17 protein-coding genes are annotated in these 20706 nt (G+C 59.7%); 11 read left to right on the forward strand and 6 right to left on the reverse strand.

What is annotated here, in order from left to right:
- Positions 1-21 precede the first annotated feature (21 nt).
- Complete coding sequence (locus BGO89_11905; protein OJX57193.1) at positions 22-543, forward strand: hypothetical protein; 522 nt, start codon at positions 22-24, stop codon at positions 541-543.
- Here BGO89_11905 and BGO89_11910 read toward each other — a convergent pair.
- Genes BGO89_11910 through BGO89_11920 form a run of 3 tightly spaced genes read right to left on the reverse strand, consistent with a single transcriptional unit; the run spans position 525 to position 3361 of the window.
- Positions 525-1709, reverse strand: coding sequence for a hypothetical protein (locus tag BGO89_11910; protein ID OJX57194.1), 1185 nt, complete (start codon positions 1707-1709; stop codon positions 525-527). The two genes, BGO89_11905 and BGO89_11910, sit on opposite strands and share 19 nt — an antisense overlap.
- Before the next feature lie 27 nt (positions 1710-1736).
- Positions 1737-2576: a diaminopimelate epimerase gene (locus BGO89_11915; GenBank protein ID OJX57195.1), complete on the reverse strand. Its 840-nt coding sequence runs from the start codon at positions 2574-2576 to the stop codon at positions 1737-1739.
- Entirely contained in the window at positions 2573-3361 is a 789-nt protein-coding gene (locus tag BGO89_11920) for a hypothetical protein (GenBank protein ID OJX57196.1), read from the reverse strand. Before BGO89_11920 ends, BGO89_11915 begins: the two co-directional genes overlap by 4 nt.
- A 91-nt stretch (positions 3362-3452) precedes the next feature.
- Here BGO89_11920 and BGO89_11925 point away from each other — a divergent pair, with 91 nt between their 5' ends.
- Genes BGO89_11925 through BGO89_11935 form a run of 3 tightly spaced genes read left to right on the forward strand, consistent with a single transcriptional unit; the run spans position 3453 to position 7193 of the window.
- On the forward strand, positions 3453-5108 hold the full coding sequence (locus BGO89_11925) for a hypothetical protein (GenBank protein OJX57197.1): 1656 nt from the start codon (positions 3453-3455) through the stop codon (positions 5106-5108).
- A gap of 5 nt (positions 5109-5113) precedes the next feature.
- Positions 5114-6292, forward strand: coding sequence for a hypothetical protein (locus BGO89_11930; GenBank protein ID OJX57198.1), 1179 nt, complete (start codon positions 5114-5116; stop codon positions 6290-6292).
- 19 nt (positions 6293-6311) lie between these two features.
- Positions 6312-7193 carry a hypothetical protein gene (locus BGO89_11935; GenBank protein ID OJX57199.1) on the forward strand — a complete coding sequence of 294 codons (882 nt, stop codon included), beginning with the start codon at positions 6312-6314 and terminating at the stop codon, positions 7191-7193.
- A gap of 75 nt (positions 7194-7268) precedes the next feature.
- On the opposite strand, the gene BGO89_11940 is transcribed toward BGO89_11935, so the two are convergent.
- From BGO89_11940 to BGO89_11950, 3 genes are all read right to left on the reverse strand, one after another.
- A complete protein-coding gene (locus BGO89_11940) occupies positions 7269-7889 on the reverse strand; it encodes a hypothetical protein (protein ID OJX57200.1) in 621 nt (206 codons plus the stop codon).
- Positions 7890-7899: 10 nt separating this feature from the next.
- Positions 7900-9573, reverse strand: a complete 1674-nt coding sequence (locus BGO89_11945) for a DNA repair protein RecN (protein ID OJX57201.1) — start codon at positions 9571-9573, stop codon at positions 7900-7902.
- A 213-nt stretch (positions 9574-9786) separates the two neighbouring features.
- Positions 9787-11085, reverse strand: a complete 1299-nt coding sequence (locus tag BGO89_11950; GenBank protein ID OJX57381.1) for a GTPase HflX — start codon at positions 11083-11085, stop codon at positions 9787-9789.
- Between the two features lie 64 nt (positions 11086-11149).
- On the opposite strand from BGO89_11950, the gene BGO89_11955 reads away from it, so the two are divergent.
- The 7 genes from BGO89_11955 (at position 11150) to BGO89_11985 (ending at position 20621) form a co-directional block, all read left to right on the forward strand.
- Positions 11150-12451, forward strand: a complete 1302-nt coding sequence (locus BGO89_11955; GenBank protein OJX57202.1) for a hypothetical protein — start codon at positions 11150-11152, stop codon at positions 12449-12451.
- Positions 12452-12542: 91 nt separating this feature from the next.
- Positions 12543-16481, forward strand: a complete 3939-nt coding sequence (locus BGO89_11960; GenBank protein OJX57203.1) for a hypothetical protein — start codon at positions 12543-12545, stop codon at positions 16479-16481.
- Positions 16482-16490: 9 nt separating this feature from the next.
- On the forward strand, positions 16491-17303 hold the full coding sequence (locus tag BGO89_11965; GenBank protein ID OJX57204.1) for a hypothetical protein: 813 nt from the start codon (positions 16491-16493) through the stop codon (positions 17301-17303).
- Positions 17304-17804: 501 nt separating this feature from the next.
- A complete protein-coding gene (locus tag BGO89_11970) occupies positions 17805-18059 on the forward strand; it encodes a hypothetical protein (GenBank protein OJX57205.1) in 255 nt (84 codons plus the stop codon).
- A gap of 236 nt (positions 18060-18295) precedes the next feature.
- Complete coding sequence (locus tag BGO89_11975; GenBank protein ID OJX57206.1) at positions 18296-18802, forward strand: hypothetical protein; 507 nt, start codon at positions 18296-18298, stop codon at positions 18800-18802.
- Positions 18799-19632: a ribosomal RNA small subunit methyltransferase A gene (locus BGO89_11980; protein OJX57207.1), complete on the forward strand. Its 834-nt coding sequence runs from the start codon at positions 18799-18801 to the stop codon at positions 19630-19632. Before BGO89_11975 ends, BGO89_11980 begins: the two co-directional genes overlap by 4 nt.
- The gene (locus BGO89_11985; protein OJX57208.1) at positions 19629-20621 is read left to right on the forward strand and encodes a hypothetical protein; all 993 of its coding nucleotides are present in this window, start codon (positions 19629-19631) and stop codon (positions 20619-20621) included. Before BGO89_11980 ends, BGO89_11985 begins: the two co-directional genes overlap by 4 nt.
- The last annotated feature ends 85 nt before the right edge of the window (positions 20622-20706 follow it).

Genomic DNA, 20706 nt, shown 5'->3' on the forward strand with positions numbered 1-20706 from the left:
TATCCATTACAGCAGGTGAGTATGTCCGGGGATATCGACCGTACCTCGAAGGATAACCGTGACGGACAACGTTCCGTCGGCGGAGGTTTGACGAAGTGGGACTACATCTTCGGTCTCACCGTTACGATCTTCGGATCGGTAGGGGCGGGCCTGCTATGGAATGCACTGGGATTCCATGAAATGAAATTCGGCATGGCTGCCGGGATAACGGCCATCGTCCTCATGCATGGCCGACCCCACCTGCGGCGTTCGTTCCGCTACTGGGCATTGCGCACCATCGTCTTCGCCATCGCAATCGTCAGCGGTCACCTGGTCCAGGGTGGCGTCACCATATGGCTCGAGACCACTGCTTCCGACATGCCGTCGTGGTTGGCAGGCTTCCCGGGTACCCTCATGGGAATATGGATCGTGGCCGCCATCCTGCTCACGACCACGGAGCGTATCTCGAGACGGAACACGATCAGGATGCTCCTGACCTGGGCTCCCGTCGTGGCGGTGGTATGGACGATCATCAACTATACGAGTCAGGCCCTGTTCGGCTGACCTGCGAGATAGTCGAAGGCCACACCGGCCAGCATGGCCGCTCCGTAGATCATGGCCCGTTCCTCGGGTGCGAACTTCGGATTGTGGAGGCCGGGCATGTGATCCATGCCGTCGGGGCGTCCACCGAGCATCCAGAAGCATGCCGGCATATGCTGCGAATAGAAGGCGAAGTCCTCCGCCCACATCTTCGGTTCGAAGTCCGATACCTTGTCCATGCCGAACATGGATTCGGCGACGTTCCGCGCGAAGCGCGTGGCGTCCTCGTCGTTGATCAGAGGGGGATATCCCTTCACGATGTCGATCGTACCTTCACATCCGTGCAGGGCGCAGTAGTCGCGCGTCTGTCGCTCGAGATACTCCCATGCCTGTTCACGCCACACATTGTCGAAGGCGCGCAGCGTTCCCTTCATTTCCACGACGTCGGGAATGATGTTCGTGGCCGTTCCGCCGTGGATGCTGGCGATCGTCAGCACGCCCGGATCGAGCGGATTGCGGCGCTTGGTGATGAGGGTCTGAAGATGCTGGATCAGTCCTGCGGCCGCGAGGATGGGGTCCTTGCCCTTGTGCGGCTGTGCCGCATGTGCCGCGAAGCCGCGTATCGTCCAGTACAGTTCATCCGCGGATGCGAGCATCGGGCCGCTCACGAAGGATACTTCACCGAACGGTACTTCGGGGTTGATGTGCTGACCGAAGATGACGTCGGGTCTCGGTCCTTCCAGTGCACCTTCGGCGATCATGATGTTGGCCCCACCCGGTACCTTTTCCTCACCGGGCTGGAACAGCAGCTTCACGATGCCGTTCAGTGACGATTCGTTCTGCTTGAGCATGCGGGCCGCGGAGAGCAGCATCGTCGTATGCGTGTCGTGTCCGCATGCATGCATGACGCCCGGACGTTCCGAGCTGTATGGCAGGCCGGTCTCTTCCGTGATCGGCAGTGCGTCGATGTCGGCACGGAGCGCGACGCATCGACCCCCGCTGCCGATATGTGCCACGATGCCGGTGCCGGCGACGACGCGATGGTCGATGCCCATGTCCTCAAGCTGTTTCCGGATGAAGGCCGACGTCTCGAATTCCTGGAACGACAGTTCCGGATTGCGATGCAGGTGCCGACGGATATCGACGGCCTGCGGAAACATGGTTTCGCTGAGGGAGAGGAAGGGAAGCATGGGATAGGGGATCGCTCTTGGTGGATGTCAGTGATGAAGGGTCGGCGCATGGTCGTAGATGGCATCGCCCGTGAGGTCCAGCGAACGGATGTCTCCATGATCCTCGTGGATCGTGACGAACAACGGACGTCTGCTCGGCGGGATTACACGTGCCGTAGGGCTCGACCGTTCCGATAGCCACGCGGCGATGGTGGTGCTCAACGCGCCGGTACCACAGGCGCCGGTCTCCGCTTCCACGCCACGCTCGAAGGTACGGACATGGATCGTTCCGTCCTCGTCGACGGCATAGACATTGACGTTGACGCCACGTGCGAAGGCCGGGTGATGCCGGAAGGGGAGGGCGATGGTGTCGAGATCGGACGTTCTGAGATGCTCGAAGGCGATGCCGAGATCGGGTCCGTAGAGAACGATATGGTCGGAATTGACGTTCACGTAGACCGACGGCACGGAAATGCCGTGCAGCTCTCCTGGAGCCAGTTGGCGTACTTCCTTCGGTGCGGGGAACTCCAGCGTGACCATGTCGTTGCCGGAGAGCGTGGCCGAATATCCTTCTCCGGACAGGGTGAAGTCGATGACGTCGTCAGCATTCGTCTCGGCCCCGTTGTCCAGCGCGAAGCGCACGATGCATCGTCCCCCATTGCCGCACATCGCACCGTGCGAACCATCGGGATTGAGGAATTCGCCGTTGAAGCCTCCAGGCATGACGTCCTGCAGGACGAGCAGGCCTTCCGCCGGCGGGAGATGGAGATGCCGTCTGTCGCACAAGGCCGGTGCCAGGGCGTGGAGGCGGGTGAGGTCGAGATGTTCGACGCGGTTGTCGATCACCACGAACCGGTTTCCTGCGCCCGACATATGATGGATGGTCATCGCTGGGCTCCTTCGAGAATGGCGACGAGTTCGTCGTGGATGATGCCGTTCGTGGCGACGATGCTGTCCTTGCCGAGTACGAACGGACGATTGTCGTAATGCGTCACGGTGCCCCCCGCTTCCTGTACCATCAGGACGCCGGCAGCCATATCCCATGGATGCAACGATACTTCCCAGTAACCGTCGAATCGGCCTGCGGCCACGTAGGCCAGATCCAGTGCGGCACTTCCGAGACGACGGATGGGAATGCCCTGTCGTATCATCGATACGAACTGATCGATGCAGTGGTCCGGGTTCTCGTTCACGTTGTAGGGGAAACCCGTCACGAGAATGGACTCACGGACGAACTCCGTGGCCGTTACGTGCAGGCGTCGTCCGTTCAGCCAGGCGCCTTGACCCCTCGTGGCCGTGAACAGTTCGTCGAGGGATGGATTGTAGATCGCGCCACAGACGAGCTCTCCGTGGATGACTGCGGCGATGCTGACGCAGAAGACGGGTATGCCGTGAGCGAAGTTCACCGTCCCGTCCAGGGGATCGATGACCCAGTGAAGATCGGCATCGGCACGGGAGGCTCCGCCTTCCTCGGCGGTGAAACCGCTGTCTGGGAAGACGGACCGGAGATGGTCGACGATCAGCTGCTCGCAGCGGATGTCGTATTCGGTCACGATGTTATGGAGACCTTCCTTGGACCGGCGTTCCATGACCGTGCCGAACCCCTCGCGCAGGAGAAGGCCGGCCGTACGGGCCGCCTGGACGGCGGCGGCGAGGAGATTGTCGTGGTTCATGCAACAAATTTACCAATGGCTGGTTCGTATCTTTGCCCTATTCATGTCCAATACTCGCAACGGCATGCAACATTGTTCGCACCCTACGGCGGTGTCGTGGTGGCCACGGCTGATCGTGGCCCTGTTCATGGGGATCTGTACGCTGCCGTCGATGGCACAGTACAACAACTTCGCCACTCCCAGGTTCATTCCTAAGGGACCCAACGACTACGATACGACGGGAGTGAAGCGCGCTACCAGGTTGTCCGAAGAATCGTCCGGTCTGCTCGAGCGGGAAGTCGACGCATCGACCTACGTGCTCGGACCGAACGACGTGCTGACCATCAGCGTGTGGGCGAGCGAGTCCGTCCACCTCGACCTGCCGATCACGCCGGAAGGCAAGATCGTCATCCCGCGTGCCGGAGTGGTATCCGTCAAGGGGCTCACGCTGGACAAGGCCCGGATCCTCATCACGGAAGAGATGTCGAAGGTCTATCGTTCGGCGAAGATCGACGTTTCCCTCAAGCGCCTTCGTCAATTCAAGGTCTATGTCCTCGGTGCCGTCCGTGTACCGTCCGTCGTATCGGCGACGGCCGCGGACCATGTCTTCGACGTATTGCAGAAGGCAGGAGGGACACTCGATACGGGATCGGTGCGTGCCATCACGGTCATGCGTGAGGGCGAGCGTATGCCGCTGAAGGTGGACCTGCAACGCTATCTGTCGAACGGCGATCCGAACGGCAATCCGACGGTGCTGGGCGGAGACCGTATCATCGTTCCGCTGCGCACCCACAAGAATGTGATCGAAATCAGCGGCGAGGTGCCGCGAGAGGGGACCTACGACTTCGTCGAGGGAGACTCCGTGTCCACCCTCATTCGCTTCGCCGGCGGCTTCCTGCCGTCCGGTGTGCTCGACTCCGTGCTCCTCGTCAGTATCGAGGACGACGGCCGCCATCTCAAGGAACAGTTCCTGGATCTTACGTCGTGGCGCGATACATGGTATACCGGCGGAGCACTGCCAGGCGATCTTCCGCTCCGTTCGGGGGACCGTCTCTACATCAGGGCCATTCCACGGTGGAAGGAACGCGAAAGCGTCGTGATCGCAGGTGAGGTGACCTATCCCGGAAAGTATCCCGTCACTCCGCAGGTGACGCGGGTCACGGACGTGATCATGGCCGCGGGGGGATTCACGGACAAGGCTTCGATCGAAGACGCCGTCATCATCCGTACGAGCGAACTGAGCCTCGAGGACAAGGAATACGAGCGTCTCAAGCGCCTTCCGCCATCCGAAATGAGCCGGAACGAACTTCAGTACTACAGGACGAAGTCGCGTGAAGTCAAGGGCATCATGTCCGTGAACTTCAAGGATCTGTTCGAGAACAACAGCAAGGAGAACAATCCGGTCCTGCGCGATGGCGACAGCATCTACGTGCCCAAGCACAATCTGTACGTGAACGTCACCGGCAGTGTCCGCAATCCGGGTCGTATCGTCTACAAACCCGGACTCGGATACAGCGACTACATCTCGCTGGCCGGCGGATACGGATTCCGCGCCGACGAAGCCGCCACCCTCGTGATCAAGGTAAAGGGTGATCAGTTCCCGGCGGATTCGAAGAACTACATCATCGAACCGGGTGACAACATCCTCGTTCTGGACGAACCCGAAACGCGGTTCATCGACATCTTCACGACGTCGCTGACCGTGGCCACGCAGCTCGTCACCATCGTCGGTGTCGTACTCACGATCGTGAATCTGAGCAACAGGTAACCAACATGAATGAACCGACCGGACCGACCGAAGAACAGGAGCCGATGTATCTGCTCGCAGCATATCGCACGTACCGTGGCACCTACGTCAAGGTCTGTGTCGTCGCCCTCGTCGTCGTCATCGGTTTCAGCTTCATCATGCCGTATACCTACAAGAGCGGCACGACCATCATGCCGCCGGAGCAGAAGACCGGCGCCGGTGGCCTCTCCTCGCTCATGCAGGCCGCTCCGATCTCCATCGGCCTCGGCGGAGCCGAATCCAACCGGGGATCCCTGCTTTTTGCGGAAATCCTGCGCTCGCGGACGCTGCTCCTCGGTGTGGCCGATACGCTCAAGCTTCGCGAGACGCCGTTCTTCAACGACATGAACGACGAAGAGCTGGTCAAGGACCTGGACTCGCGCATCGCCGTCGATACGCGCAAGACCGGCACCATCAGCGTCGACGTCCAGATCAGTACGGGCTGGTTCCCGTTCGGGGACAAGACGACGCTGGCGGCGAAGACAGCGGCAGACGTCGCCAACGCATGCCGTGTCGTACTCGACAGGTTGAACCGCGAGAAGACGGTGACGCAGGCACGGAGGTCGCGTCAGTACATCGAACGCGTGATCGCTTCCAACAGGGCATTGATCGATTCCCTGCAGGCCGTGCAGGAGAAGTTCCAGAAGGAGAACAAGATCATCGCCCTCGACGAACAGATGATGGCCATCGTACAGAATGCCGTCATGGTCGGTACGGAACTGGCGAAGGCCGAGCTCGAGCTCGCGATGGTCCAGCAGGACTTCCAGCCGTCATCGCAACAGACGATCCTGCTCCAGCGCAAGGTCGAAGCCCTGCGCACGCAGTACGACAAGGTACAGCGTGGTGGCCTGGTCCAGACGGACGGCTTCTCGATCCCGCTCGAAAACGTTCCCGCGCTTACGAGGACCTATACGAATCTCCTCCGCGATCTCAAGATCAAGGAGCAGCTCAACGCCTACCTCGAGACGCAGCGGATGCAGGAGTTGATCCAGGAAGCGAAGGACACTCCTACGGTCGTCGAACTGGATGCCGCCGTAGTGCCGCTCAAACGGGCTTCGCCGTCGCGTGTGCTGATGGCCGCGCTGACGCTGCTCCTCGTCACGATGGGCTTCGCCGCATGGGTGCCGTTGTCGGCCGTACTGCGATCGAGGAAGGCTACCGTATGAAAGACTTGGGTGTCTGAGGATGAAAGGGACGGTGAATAAGGGATTTGTCTGTCTCCTAGATGTGTTGGGCTTTAAGAGCCTAACAGACGATCAGATGGTACGTGTGGTAGATACTTTAGAAGATATCTGGAAGAGGATACTACCTGATGCACTGTCGGCCCATATTGGAAACGAACGGAGGTTGGAAACCCCTACAGCATTGTTATTCCAGGATACTATCGCGATTGCTTTCCCTCTCACGGGAGATCGTGTTATCGCACAGACAGTATTTTATGCAATAAACAATAGTATCGGTTTGCTCTATTGCTGTTTGTTGGCTGATGGCATTAAGGTGCGGGGAGCGGTTGGATATGGTACTATATACGTCAGAGAACACGGAGTCTTTGGTACGGCAGTGTATGATGCGAGCTCAGAATATGAACGAGCAAACTGGGCCGGGATCCACTATACACCTGAAGCTGCCAAACTGATAGCAGGATGGATAGGATGGGCGGCAAGGGAAGGTACCAACGTGTCAATTCCATATCAGGGAACGGACCACCATGAGTTCGAGATACAGTTTCCGTTCTTCCGTATTCCATTCAAGGATGCTGACAATAGTAAGAGCGTATGTGATCCGAATGTACAGAGGCGAGAATCTCGAGTTGCCATACCATGGCCCAAGGACTATCGGCTCGTCATGTCGACAGCGCAAATCCTAGGTGTTGATCGTCGAACGGTGAGTACACAGATCCATGCTATTCTTGACCCGGAATTGGAACATGCAGATGATTGTGTAAAGTTGAAGATTGCTAATACCTTGGAGTTCTGCGATAAGTATCTTCACAAGTTTCCACAGGTCAATTCGCCAGTGGAATGGTATGGCCCGCTGCCACCACCAATGAAAGAGTCTTCTAGTTGATGGAGTGGTCTGGTTCGCTAGAATTCTGAGGTGATACTACGAAGCGAATGAGGATGCTCTTCTTCCAAAGTACCCTCACCCCAGGAACTTGTTCGCTTCCTTGCGTATTTCCGCTGCCAGATGATGAAGGCCACGATTCTGCGTGGCATCGGCGAGGGGAAGGTAGCGTTCGAACGTATTCCGCACGTAGATCAGCGGATTCCGCTTCAGGTTGAAATAGAGACAGCGGAAGTTGTCCAGCCGGGCTGCGAGCTTGATCAGCAGACAGTCCTCACCGGCCGACTTGAGGACCTCGGCATGAGCGATGTCGACGGTGTCCGGATCGGTCTTGTGCTTGGAAAGATCCTTCGTGAGCGTCACGACCAGATACGTCACATAGCTGCCGAAATTATAATCGAGGACAGCTTTCGTGATGGTGTCGGAATCCTCGAGAACGTCGTGCAGCAGGGCAGCGATGAGAAGGTCCGTATCGTAGGCGCCGAGCTCGTCCATCAGGATGCGGGCCACACGTGTGCTGTGATAGAAGTAGGGCGTACCGTCGTTCCGTTTCTGGAATTCGTGGACGTTTCGGGCCATTTCGTATGCGTCGAGGACGCGCGAGATAGCGAGGGGTTCCACCTTCGCAGCGAGCCGTGCTTCCAGTTCCTCGTAGGAGAGGAAGGTCCTGTTGTAGAGATATGAACCCGGGTCGAGCATGATCTACCTGTTACCGTTTGCGCGTTGCGGTTCGCCGTCCCATGAGCTCACGGGCTCCGTCGAGGGCGGCCGAGGTGACGTCGACGCCACTGAGCAGCCGTGCCACTTCCGTAAGTGCGGCGTCGGTATCGATGACGGAGGCCTGTACTTCCGTGATGCCGTCGTGTTCGGTCTTGCGTACGCTCACGAAGGCATCGGCCAGCGATGCGATCTGCGGCAGGTGCGTGATGCAGATGATCTGATGGCGTTCGGCCAGACCTTTCATCACGTCGCCGACATGACGGGCCACACGGCCACTGATACCGGTATCGATTTCATCGAAGACCATCGTCGCCATCGCTCCCTGACGTGCGATGGCGCGTTTGACGGCAAGCATGACGCGTGAGAGTTCACCGCCGGAGGCCACCCTGCCGAGCGGTTTGGGCGATTCGCCGGCATTGCCCGAAAGCAGGAATTCGATCCTGTCGATTCCCGTAGAACCGAGTTCGCCGGTGACGTGGTGGACGTTGAAGACGGCCGACGGCATACCCATTTCGTGCAGACCATCGTTGACGAGCTTCTGGAAGTCCACGATGAAGGTGGTCCGCTTCTTCGAAAGCTTCTTCGCCAACGTCATGGCGGCGGTACGTGTCTCTTCCAGGCGGCGCTCCGCGGCGGCCATGGCTTCATCCATATGCTCGAGCGTATGGACGTCCTGCTCGAGGCGCTGGCGTTCCTCCACCGCACGATCGAGCGTGCCGTACTTGCGTACGAGGCGTTGCAGCAGGACCTGCCGTTGACGGAGTTCTTCCAGACGTTCCGGACTGAAGTCCTCCGGGTCGGCATAGGCGGCGACGGCCTTGGCCGTTTCCTTGATGCTGACGAGGGCGGCATCGAGTTCGGGCAGGAAGCGTTCGAGATCGGGCGCGAAGCCCGTCAGTGCCTTCAGATGCTGATGGGCGTTCGTGATGTCGTCATAGGCACTGCCTTCTCCGGTATAGAGAGCGCTGTGGGCGGCGGAGGCATGGGCGACGACCTGTTCACTCGATTCGGCGCGTCGCAGTTCTGCCGCGATATGCTCGTCTTCACCCGGTTCCGGGCCGATACCGGCGATCTCGTCGAGCAGGAACTGCAGGCGTGTACGTTCGGCATCGACGGAATCGGAGCGATCCAGGATCGTCTGCAAGGCCGTGCGTGCGGCCGTGACGGTCGACCATGCCGTACGTACGGCATCGGCATCGGCTGACAACCCGGCAGCGGCATCCAGCACTTCGAGATGACGTGCGGGACTCAGCAGGCCATGCGTATCGTGCTGACCATGGAAGTCCATGATGTGTTCGGCGAGGTCGCGTACGACCGTGGCCTGTACCGGTGTGTCGTTCACGAAGCAGCGCGACGTGCCCGACGAGGTGAGTTCGCGGCGGAAGACGACGTCGGTACCATCCCATCCCAGTTCCTTGTCCTGGATGGCCTTCACGAGGGCGGGCATCGACGAGGAGTCGAAGGTGGCTTCGACCACGGCCTTGCGTGCTCCAGAGCGGAGCATGTCGGACGACATGCGCTCACCCAGGGCGGCGGCCAGGGCATCGATGATGATGGATTTTCCCGCACCCGTTTCACCCAGCAGAACGGTCATACCGTGCCCGATATCGAGATCGACGGTCCCAATCAGGGCAAAGTCACGGATCGACAGATGGCGCAGCATGCGCAGAACCTTCGGTGAAGCGGATCAGAGGCGCGTAAGGCGCGTCTGGAAAAGTTTGAATGCGCCATAGGATACCAGCGCGAACAGCAGGATCGCAACGACGGGATGCACTTCCTGTCCGATGACGACGAGACCGATGGTGACGGTGTATGTCACGATGGCGATGAGTGCGATCCAGATTGCCGTCATGTCGTGGTATCCAGTAGTACGGTGTTACTCGAAGGATTCGTCGTGGTGCCTGATCACGAATCCGCCGTAGCGGGCCGTGAACCCGGTCAATTTATCGCTCTGTACGCGGACAGCCAAGTACACGCCCGCATCCTTTTCCTCGCGGCTCAGGATTTCGGCGTCCTGATAGAGCCGGGCGACCTCCTTCATGCGGTCGTAGGGAATCATCAGCGTCTGCGTCACGGCATGCTCTTCGAAGGTCTCCTGCATGCGGACGAGCAGGCGCTGGATGTTGATGCCACGCTCTGCGGAAACGAAGACGCAGCCCGGATATTCCGTTTCGACATCATCGAGAAGATGGCGCTCTTCCACGGCATCGATCTTGTTGAATACGAGGAGCATTGGAATGTTCTCGGCGCCCAGGTCATGTAACGTTTCCGTCACCACCCTGATGTGGTCGCGGAAGTGTTCGTTGGCGACGTCGACGACGTGGAGGACGACGTCGGCTTCGAGTGTTTCGGCAAGCGTCGTGCGGAACGAAGCCACCAGTTGGGTCGGCAGCTTGCGGATGAAGCCTACGGTGTCGGACAGCAGGGCGCGTTGTCCGCTCGGTAGCGCGAAGGCGCGTACGGTGGTGTCGAGCGTGGCGAACAGTCGGTCCTCGATATGGACGTCGCTTTCGGTGATGACGCGCATGAGGCTGGACTTGCCGGCATTGGTATAGCCCACGAGAGCGAAGCGGGGCATGCCCTCGCGTGACTTGCGCTGTACCGAGCGCTGGGAGTCGATGTCGGACAGCTTGGCCCTCAGACGCTGGATGCGTGTGCGGTACATGCGTCGGTCGGTCTCGATCTGCGTTTCGCCCGGGCCCTTCGTTCCCACACCCCCGAACTGCTTCGACAAGTGCGTCCACATCCGCGTCAGGCGGGGCAGGAGGTATTCCAGTTGGGCCAGCTCCACCTGCGTGCGCGCCTCGACGGAGCTGGCGCGCGAGGCGAAGATGTCGAGAATGACGCCGCAGCGGTCCAGAACCTTGACTTCCAGGGCTTTCTCGAGGTTGCGGACCTGGGCCGGGCTCAGGTCGTCGTCGAAGACGACCATGCTGCAGCCATTCTCCACCACCAGTTCCTTCACTTCCTCGATCTTGCCCTTGCCGATCGCCGTCGAGATGTCCGGGCGCTCGCGCTCCTGATAGAGGCGTGCTGCCACGTCCGCACCCGCCGTGTCAAGCAGGAGCGTAAGCTCGTCCAGGTGTTCGGTGACGATGGCCGGGTCGGATCCTTTGCGGACGACGGCCACGATGACGGCCCGCTCACGCGGGAGAGTTGCGATTTCGTACACGATGAAAAGAATACTCCAGGAAGGTGTCTGCAAAATTATCACGCGGCGGGCACGTAGTTTTGAGGATATGACGCGTTCAGCATCTTTTCTTCTGGCCATCGCCGCGGTCCTGTGCTGCCTCGTACCCGTTACGGCACAGGACGATATGGGGCCGGAGCAGCCCCTGATCTATACCGGCAGTTCGGAAACGATGATCGGGACCGGGCCGACGGAGTCAGGCACACGGGAATATATCGGCAAGGTACGGTTCCAGCAGGGGAACGTCATCGTCACCTGCGACCGTGCCTTCCACTACCTTCTGCTCAACCGGGTAGAGCTCTACGGCAACGTCAAGGTAGTTCAGGGGACGATGACCATGCTCGCACCGCTCGCCACGTATGACGGCGGCAACTTCATGACCGACGCCCGTGGAGGTGTGACGGTGATCGACGGGAACAGGACCATCAGGTCGACGAAGGTCTCCTATTCCACCAAGGCCCACGTGGCCACATTCGTCGACTCCGTCCGCGTGATCGACGACTCCACACGCATCTGGGCCGATACCGTCATCCACGAACGCGACACGCGCATCAACAGGGCGATGGGGCGCGTCGTGATATCCGATTCCGTCGGTACGGCCTGGCTGTCCGGCGCGCGCGCCTATCACGACCGGAACAGGGGCTACATGCAGATCACGGGTGATGCTTCGGCATGGCAGTGGGATCCGGACGAACAGGATACCATGCACATCCGCGCCGACTCGCTCGAGACATGGCGGGGCGACTCCGCGTTCTATCTGGCCAACGGGAATGCGGAAATGGTCCGGGGCTCGGTCTCCGCACGAAGCCGGCGAATGAAGTATGCGATGGACTCGGGAATCATCATGCTCGAACAGGATCCGATCCTCTGGAGCGATTCCATGCTGCTCAAGAGCGACACCATACGTGTGGACGCGCCGCAGCACGCCCTGCACAAGGTCACCGGAACGGGAAATGCCATCATGGTCAATCATACCGATACCGTCCATCCCGACCGGTTCGATCAGATCAGCGGGCGGGAAATCGTCATCGGCATCGTAAAGGATACCGTGCGGAAGCTCACGGCCGTCGATAACGCCAAGAGCATCTATTTCCGTACCGAGGATGAACGGGGAGAAGGAGTGGCGCGGTTCACCAGCGATACGATCGTCGTCGACTTCATCGAGGGTCGTCCCGAAGACATCTACTGGCTCGGTGGTGTGGCCGGTGAACATCATCCGGAGAATCTCGTCATGGGGCGTGTCGAGGAATTCCGTCTTCCCGGTTTCCTGTGGCGGACGGACCGACCGCGCATGAGGGCCCTGCCCATACCCTTCAAAGCCGTGGAAATAAAAACCGGCGAGGGGATGTAACCAAATTCCCGAACGTTAGTTATCATCGTCGTGAGCCACCTACGGAGGGACAGTGCTGCGGCGTTGTTTACTGTGTACACTTCTGTTCGGTTTGCTGGCCGTGCATCTTTCCAGGGCACAGCAGGAGAGGATATTACCCAGGAAGGGCGGATCGTCTCTCGAAGGAACACGGTTCATCGTCGGCTTCATGCAGAACGAACTGGAAGAGTTCCGCGCCGCGCCGCGCCTGCAGATTTTCATCGCCTCCCAGTTCGATGCCGTGGTCACCATCGACTATCCGGTATTCGGTCCCGTCGTCCGCTATGTCCGCGCCAACTCGGTATTCACCGAAACGGTACCAGCGTCCTATGCTGCCATATCGTCGGAAACGGTGCAGGAACTCGGCATCGGCATCACGTCCGACGTTCCCGTCGTCGTCTATACGGTGAATACGCTGGCGGCATCGACGGACAGTTACATCGCCATTCCGATCAAGCATCTCGGAACGGACTATCTCACCGTCTGCCGTCCTAACGACCGGTACAACCTGTCGTCTCCATCGGCCACGCTGGATACCGTGGTGCGTTCCAGTGAATTCATGGTCCTCGCTCCCGAGGACGGCACGGTCATCGAGGTCACGCCCTCCGTCCGGACATACCGAGGACAGGCAGGCGTTACACAGACCGTGACATTGAACAGGAATCAGACCTACTTCGTGAAGTCCGCAAGGACACCGGTCGGTACGGGTGATCTGAGCGGAAGCAGGATCAGGTCCTCCAAACCCGTCGCCGTGCTGTCGGGCCACATGCGTACCTCCATACCGAGGCGGGATGTGTACTCGAAGGACCACCTGGTCGAAATGTTGCCCCCGATCGCGAAATGGGGGAAGCGCTATGCCACGACGCCGTTCGCCCTGGTACGGAACGGTGACTACGTGCGCATCGTCGCTTCCGAGGACAATACGCAGGTCACCTTCTCATCCGAACTCGGCTCTGCATCCGTGCAGTTGAACTCCGCCGGTGAGAGCATCGAGTTCCAGAACGTCGACATCCCCATCCTCTGGTCGAGCGACAAACCGTTCCTCGTCGTCCAGTTCATGCCGAGCAGGCAGCCGACGGACACGACGGAGAACATCGATCCCGCCATGGTCGTGGTGCCGCCGATCGAACAGTTCGTGAGTTCGGCGCTCATACAGTTCCCTACACTTGAAAAGCAGGACGACATACCGGGGCAGACCTTCCATTTCTTCATCAACCTCGTCGTCGAGGAAACGGCCCTGCCTACGCTCACCATCGACGGGACGCTTGCCACGACGATGGTGCCCGCACTCGCGACGCAGGTGATGGCGGGTACGACGCTGCACTGGGCCCAGGTGCGCCTGCAGCCCGGCGTGCATTCACTGACGTGCGAGGAAGGCACGTTCTCGGGCGTCATGTATGGAACGAGCCGGTTCGACTCCTATGCGAATCTGTTCGGCGTATCCTACGAGCCACAACCGGTCGAGGATCGATCGCCGCCGACCTACAGGCTCACCGTCAACTGCGGTACGGTGGAAGGGACGATCCAGGATACGAGCCGCACGAACGTGCCGAAGGTCGACAACGTTACCGTGCAGACGGCCTATACCACGAACTTCCGCTGGAACATCTCGCCGCCGCTCGATACGAACGGTACTACGGAGTTCTATGCGAGTGTGAAGGATCCGTGGCAGGACGGCGTGATCACCATCCATTCGTACGACGACCAGGGGAATGGTCGCGAATGGGTCTATCGCTACGATGCTCCCGACATCGCCGTGCCTCGCGACGTCCAGCTCGCCTCCGTCACGGGCGGGGACTGCGACACGGTGTGGATACGTAATCAGGACAGTACACCCGTGCATATCAGGAACGTGAGGCTGATCGGAGATGTGCGATTCTCGGTGACTCCATCGAGGAGGGACACGACGCTGGCCGCGCACGATTCGATCTTCGTCATCGTGTGCTTCAGGCCCGATTCGACGGGAGACGTAGGACAGGCCACGCTTGCGGTGGATCTGCCATGCGATCTCAGGAAGGACATCGATGTACGCGTGACGACATCCGCTTCTCTCGTGGCGCACGATCTCGACTTCGGTCCGGTGCGGATCGGCGATACGGCCTGTGCTCGGGTGGCGGTGGTCAATACCGGAAGTGTCTCCATCGTCGTCGACACGCTGTCGCTCGCCGGGTCCTTTCCGCAGTTCGTCGTCGACGCCGCCGCTGCAGGACTTCCGAAGACGCTCGCTCCGGGTGATACGATCCTCGTCCGGGTGTGCTTCACGCCGGATAGCATCAGGACATATTCCCGTACGGATACCGTCGAGTCGACACCGGCCATCAACCCGCGCATGTCATATCGGGGACGCGGGATACGACCCGATGTCCATGACGTCGTGATCGACTGGGGACGTCGCCGCATCGGAACGATCAACGACACGACGATCACGCTGGCGAACCTCGGCGAAGCGGCCTGTACCGTCATGATCGTCCGGGAGGAAGGTCGGACCGCCCCCTTCGTGATGACCAGATTCAGGAATCGTAGGCTGTCGTTCTCCGGCAACGATCGCGTGGCGGACCTGGGGAGTTTCCAGCCGGTGCAGGTCGGGCCGTTCGAAGCGCGATACAAGGCGGTCGTGGACTGGCGCTATCACGATACGGTAACGATAACGTTGAGAGGTGTCGGAACGCTGCCCGAAATCACACCGTTCGATATCGATATGGGATCCGTTCTGGTGAATACTCCGAAGGACTCCATCGCGACGGTGCTGCACAGCGGCGGGAATGAGCCCCTGACGCTTCACGCCTTCAGGATCAGCGGTCCGGACGTCGCGGCATTCACCATCGACCCGGCCATGCTCGCACCCGGACAGCAGGGGACGAATCTCGACCGCAATGGACTCATACGTTTCGTGCCCACGCGTTCCGGCGATCACGTGATGTACATCGATGTCGATCATGACGCGGCACCCGCCTATGCGACGATGACATCGCGCATCACCATCAGGGGGCGTGGCAGGACCATCGACGAGAAGGACTACATCTCTTCCATGACGGCACCCGCTTCCGCGATCGCCTGTCATGATGTCCCGTATTCGGTTTCGTTCCGCAACACCGGTGACGTCGACGTCGTCATCGACAGTATCGACGTGAATGCGGGGGGAATACCGGTTCCGCTCGACGTCGTCGTCTTCCCCGATACCATCATGCCCGGGCAGGAACGGACGTGGACGGGAACGACCGTCTTCGATCGAACGACACCATCGAAGATCACGGCTCACATCGTGGGGCGCGACATCGACATCGTCCACGAGAAGAACGTCAGGATCATCTATTCGCCGTCGCAGACGGCGATCACACCGCAGATCACCACCGAGCCGGGCAAGTCGTTCAGCGTCGACATGGCATGGCATACGGCTGCGACTCTCGCATCGTCGCAACCCCTGACCATCACGGCAACCGTGCCGCGCTCGCGTCTCGTCGTCGAAGCTGCGACGGTCGACGCCATCGTGACGCACAACGGAATACAGACCCGTACGACGGTGCGGATCGAGCAGAATGAGCAGCGCTTCGTCATGACGTTCGACAGCATGGCCGTGCCTGCCGACATCACGTGGAGCGTGCCGTTGCTGGCCATGCTCAAGGATCCTGCACAGTTCACGATCATCCTGCAGGCCGGTGAGACGTCGTGTATCGACGGGTCATCGGCGGTGGCGGGAATCGTGGCCGAGCAGTGTGCATCGGGCCTGCGGATGGTGCGGCTCGGAACGATACCGGTCGTGCATGCGGCCGTCCATCCGCAACCTGCATCGGAAAGTTTCGACCTCGAGGTTTTGTCGACGCTGGAAACGGTCGTGAATGTGCATATTGTGAACGTAGCCGGCGATGTTGTGGCACTTGGGCAAAATTTGTCCTTGATAAAAGGCTCGCAGCATTTTAAATTCACGCATTCCGGTTTATCGTCTGGCCTTTACCGGTTAGTCGTTCAGCATGGGAGCGGGGAAGTGAGCGTCCCCGTAATTATCGTCAACTAGGGTGCACGTATGAGGAGACTCGTTTACTTCGTCCTCCTGTTGATCTTCGGATCCGCAGGGATCGTTACGGCTCAGCAGGAACTGGCTGATCCTCTCATCCCGGCCAAGAGCAAGCCGCGGATCTATGTCGGTCCCGTAGCGGGATACAATCGTTCACTGCACTCATCGGGATTCCAGTCGGTCGCCGGTGACGTCCTGTGTCCGGATTTCACGACTGGTACTGCCAATGGTTACTACTTCGGCATGTCGGCCGAATACCTCCTTGGGCGTCCCAAGGATTCCAAGTCGTCGATCATTGCGCGGGTGATCTACAACAATCTGCCCGCCAACTACCGTGTCGATGGAGACCGTCTTCCTTCGGTGGACGAGAACCAGAACATCGTCTACTCGACGGTGCAGCACGTCGCCGAGATCAAGTATTCACTGATCGACATCGAAGCGATCTACAAGCTGAACCTTTTCAATTCGAACTTCGGCGTCGTCGTCGGTCCCACGGTCGGTATTCCGATCTCGGTGAGCCGTGAGCAACGCATGGAGCTGATCGAGCCGCTGAATGCTACGTTCGATCCTTCGCTGTTTCCTCCGGGAAGTGTCGAATACGTCAACGGTGGCCGTGCCATCGTCACGGGCCGTGACAACATCCCCGATCGCGCCGGTGTACGTGTGGCCATCAAGGCCGGAGCGCAGTACGAAATGCCGATCGGCCGTCTGCTCCTCGTCCCCTGTATCTACTACAACTTCGGTATTACCGAAGTGAGCCCCTCCGCGAATCTCCGGATCAACGCGCTGCAGATGGGTGTCGACCTGCGCTTCGCCCTCTAAGGGTGGACGCGCGTCTCCCTGGTAACTCGAACCTTCGTCGTCGTCGGATTGCTGCTATCATTCGATAGCAGCAATTCGTCGGCACAGCATTCTGCCGACGACCCGCTGATGCCGAACGGCATGCCGAGGCTGTACGTCGGCTTCGCCGGAGGATACAATCGAGTCTATCATTCGTCCGGGATGCCGATCTGTTGCCGGAGACGTCCTGTGTCCGGATTTCACGGACGGAAGAGCCGATGGCTACTATGCAGGTATCACGGCTGAATACTTTTTCGGACGCTCCAGCACTTTCAGACCGTCCGTCACCACACGAGTCGTCTACGACAAGCTGCCTGCCAACTATCGCGTGAACGGTGACCGTCTTCCTTCGGTAGAGGAGGATCAGAACATCGTCTATTCGACGGTGCAGCATGTCGCCGAGGTCGGATACTCGCTGATCGATCTCGATCCCTCTTCGAATTCGATCTGTTCGGTTCAGGATTCGGTGTCGCTGTCGGACCCGTGATCGGTGTGCCGGTCTCGGCAAGCCGAGAGCAGCGCGTGGAACTGCTGGATTCTCCGGACGCGAAGTTCGATCCCTCGTTGTTCCCTCCGGGAAGCGTCGAATACGTCGATGGAGGCAGAGGTATCGTCACGGGCCGCGACGATATTCCCGATCGAACGGATGTGCGCATGGCATTCAGGATTGGTTTGCACTACGACATTCCGTTCGGCAGCATGTTCGCCATGTCTACACCATCGGCCTGGCCAACATGAGTCCTTCCGCGAATCTTCGGGTGAATGCGTTGCAGATGGGAATGGGTCTGCGCTTCGCACCGTGAGGACGGCAGGAACCGGATACATCTCTTCGATGGACGGTACGGGATGCAGGCAGGTGCTATTTTTATGGTGCCGTTCCGCTGTGTCCGGGATCCTGATGTCGACGCTCTCCGAACGAGCAGGGGGCGCGTCTCCCGCGGCGGGCATCGCTCCGTAATACTTGGGTCATATCCATGCAACAACTTTGGTCGCCCTGGCGATCCGCATACATCCAGAGCGCCGACGAACGTAACGCCGAAGGCTGCTTCCTGTGCGCATGTGCCGCAGCGACGGAGGATACGCCGGACAATCTCGTCGTAGCGCGTTTTCCATCGACGATCGTGGTCATGAACCGATTCCCGTACAATGCCGGTCATCTGCTGGTGGCTCCGAAGGAGCATCATGGCGATCTCGCGACGCTGGGTACGGCCCAGGCGCACGAGCTCATCGGCGCCGTGCAGACGTCGTTGCGCGTCATCGAGCACGTGATGCGTCCTCACGGATGTAACGTCGGTGCCAATCTCGGGCGTGGCGCCGGTGCCGGTGTGCCCGATCATCTCCACATCCATGCGGTGCCGAGGTGGAACGGGGATACGAACTTCATGCCCGTGCTTGCCGACGTCAAGGTCGTTTCCGACGATCTCGTCGGCCAGTGGCAGCGGTTCCGTGACGCGTTCGCCGAATTGCGCGGAGAAGCATGAGCACGTTCGCCCCGAAGAAGCGTTTCAGTCAGAACTTCCTGACGGATCCCGGTACGGCATCCAGGATCGTGGCTGCGGTCGAGGCCGTGGAGGGAGATCACGTGATCGAGATCGGACCGGGCACGGGTGTGCTGACGCAGCGTCTGCTCGCCGGCCGGTTGTCACGTCTCGTGGCCGTCGACGTCGATCAGAGGGCTATCGATCACGTCGTGGCACAACCCTGGGCGAAGAACGACCGGTTCCGGGTCCTGCACTCGGACATCCTCAAGGTGGACCCGGCCATGGCCTGTCCGGGAGTCCCTGCGAATCATGTCAAGGTCATCGGCAACATTCCCTATGCCATCACCTCCGATATCCTTTTCTGGCTGTTCGACCATCGGCGTACGGTTTCACGCGCCGTCATCATGATGCAGCGCGAAGTGGCGCGGCGGTGCGTAGGTCAGCCGGGCACCAAGGAATACGGAATCCTCGCCGTGGCAACGGCCTTCGCGGCCAGGGCCAAGGTGCTCTTCCATGTGCAGCCGGGAAGCTTCTTCCCGCGACCGGACGTAACGTCATCCGTCGTTCTCTTCGAATTCCGGGAGACGGATCCGTTCGACGTCGACATGCCTGCCTACATGAATTTCGTCCGCGCCGCCTTCAGCCAGCGCCGGAAGGTGCTGTCCAACAGTCTCGCTGAATGGTGTGGCCGGACGCTGGGCGTATCCATCCGTGACCTCGCACGGGAAACCGGTCCGTTCGACCTTGCCAGGACGAGGGCCGAGGAACTCTCGCCGGAGGAGCTCTACCGTTGCTGGAAGGATCTTGCGGACAAGGCGGGGAGGGCATGATGGGCATTGCCACGACGACGGACCAGTTGCGGCAGTTCATGGACAAGATTCGTGCATCCATCGTGAGTTACGACATCTACACGGCCGTCGTCATGGCCATCTACTGCGTACTGGCGCTGGTCTTCTACCCGTACGTTCCGAATGCATCCAGCATCATCCTGCAGGATATGCTCATCGGGGTCACGATCATGGCCCTCATTGTGGCATGGGTCACGACCGAACTGCCCGTCTTCGGCTTCCTGCGCCGGTTCTACATCATTCCCGTCATCTATCTCATGTACGACCAGGTGCATGCATTCGTACGGATCGTGCATCCCGTCGACTACGACCATCTCTTCATCGCCATCGACAGGGCCATCTTCGGTACGGATCCCACGAGGTGGCTGGCCCGGTTCAGCGTGCCCGCACTGACGGAATACCTCCAGATCTGCTACTTCCTCTTCTATCTCCTGCCCATCATCCAGGCCGTCGAGCTCTGGCGAAAAGGGGATGTGGACAGGCTCGACATCTTCGCACGGGGTATGGCCTTCTGTTACTACGTCTCGTACCTCCTGTATTTCGCACTGCCGGCCATCGGACCCCGGTTCACGTTGCATGATTTCGGCATGCTGGACGTCGATCTTCCGGGCATCATCTTCACACCCCTGTTGCGGGACCTCATCAACGTGGGCGGGGGAGTGGCCAGGGGCGTCGTCGACGCGGCAGGCCTGGTCAACCGGGACTGCATGCCCAGCGGGCATACGATGATGACCCTGGTCAACATTCTCCTCGCATTCCGCTTCAGGTCGCGATTCCGGTGGCTGTTCGTCGTCATCGGAGGCAGTCTCATCCTGTCGACCATCTACCTCCGCTACCACTACGTTATCGACGTGCTGGTCGGTGCGTTGCTGGCGGTAGCCGTTCTGCCGGTAGAGCCTTGGGTCAACACCCGGTTACGTCGATTCCTGGAGCGCGGGTGTGTGTGGAAAAAATCTGGCACTTCAATGTAACTTTTACCCTGTACCGTTGTTGTTATGGAGTGAGCAGGAAAAAGCCCTTGAAAAACGGGCTTTTACCATGTTGGTAACAGACAGC

The sequence above is a fragment of the Candidatus Kapaibacterium thiocyanatum genome (assembly GCA_001899175.1).
GTDB lineage: Bacteria > Bacteroidota > Ignavibacteria > Kapaibacteriales > Kapaibacteriaceae > Kapaibacterium > Kapaibacterium thiocyanatum.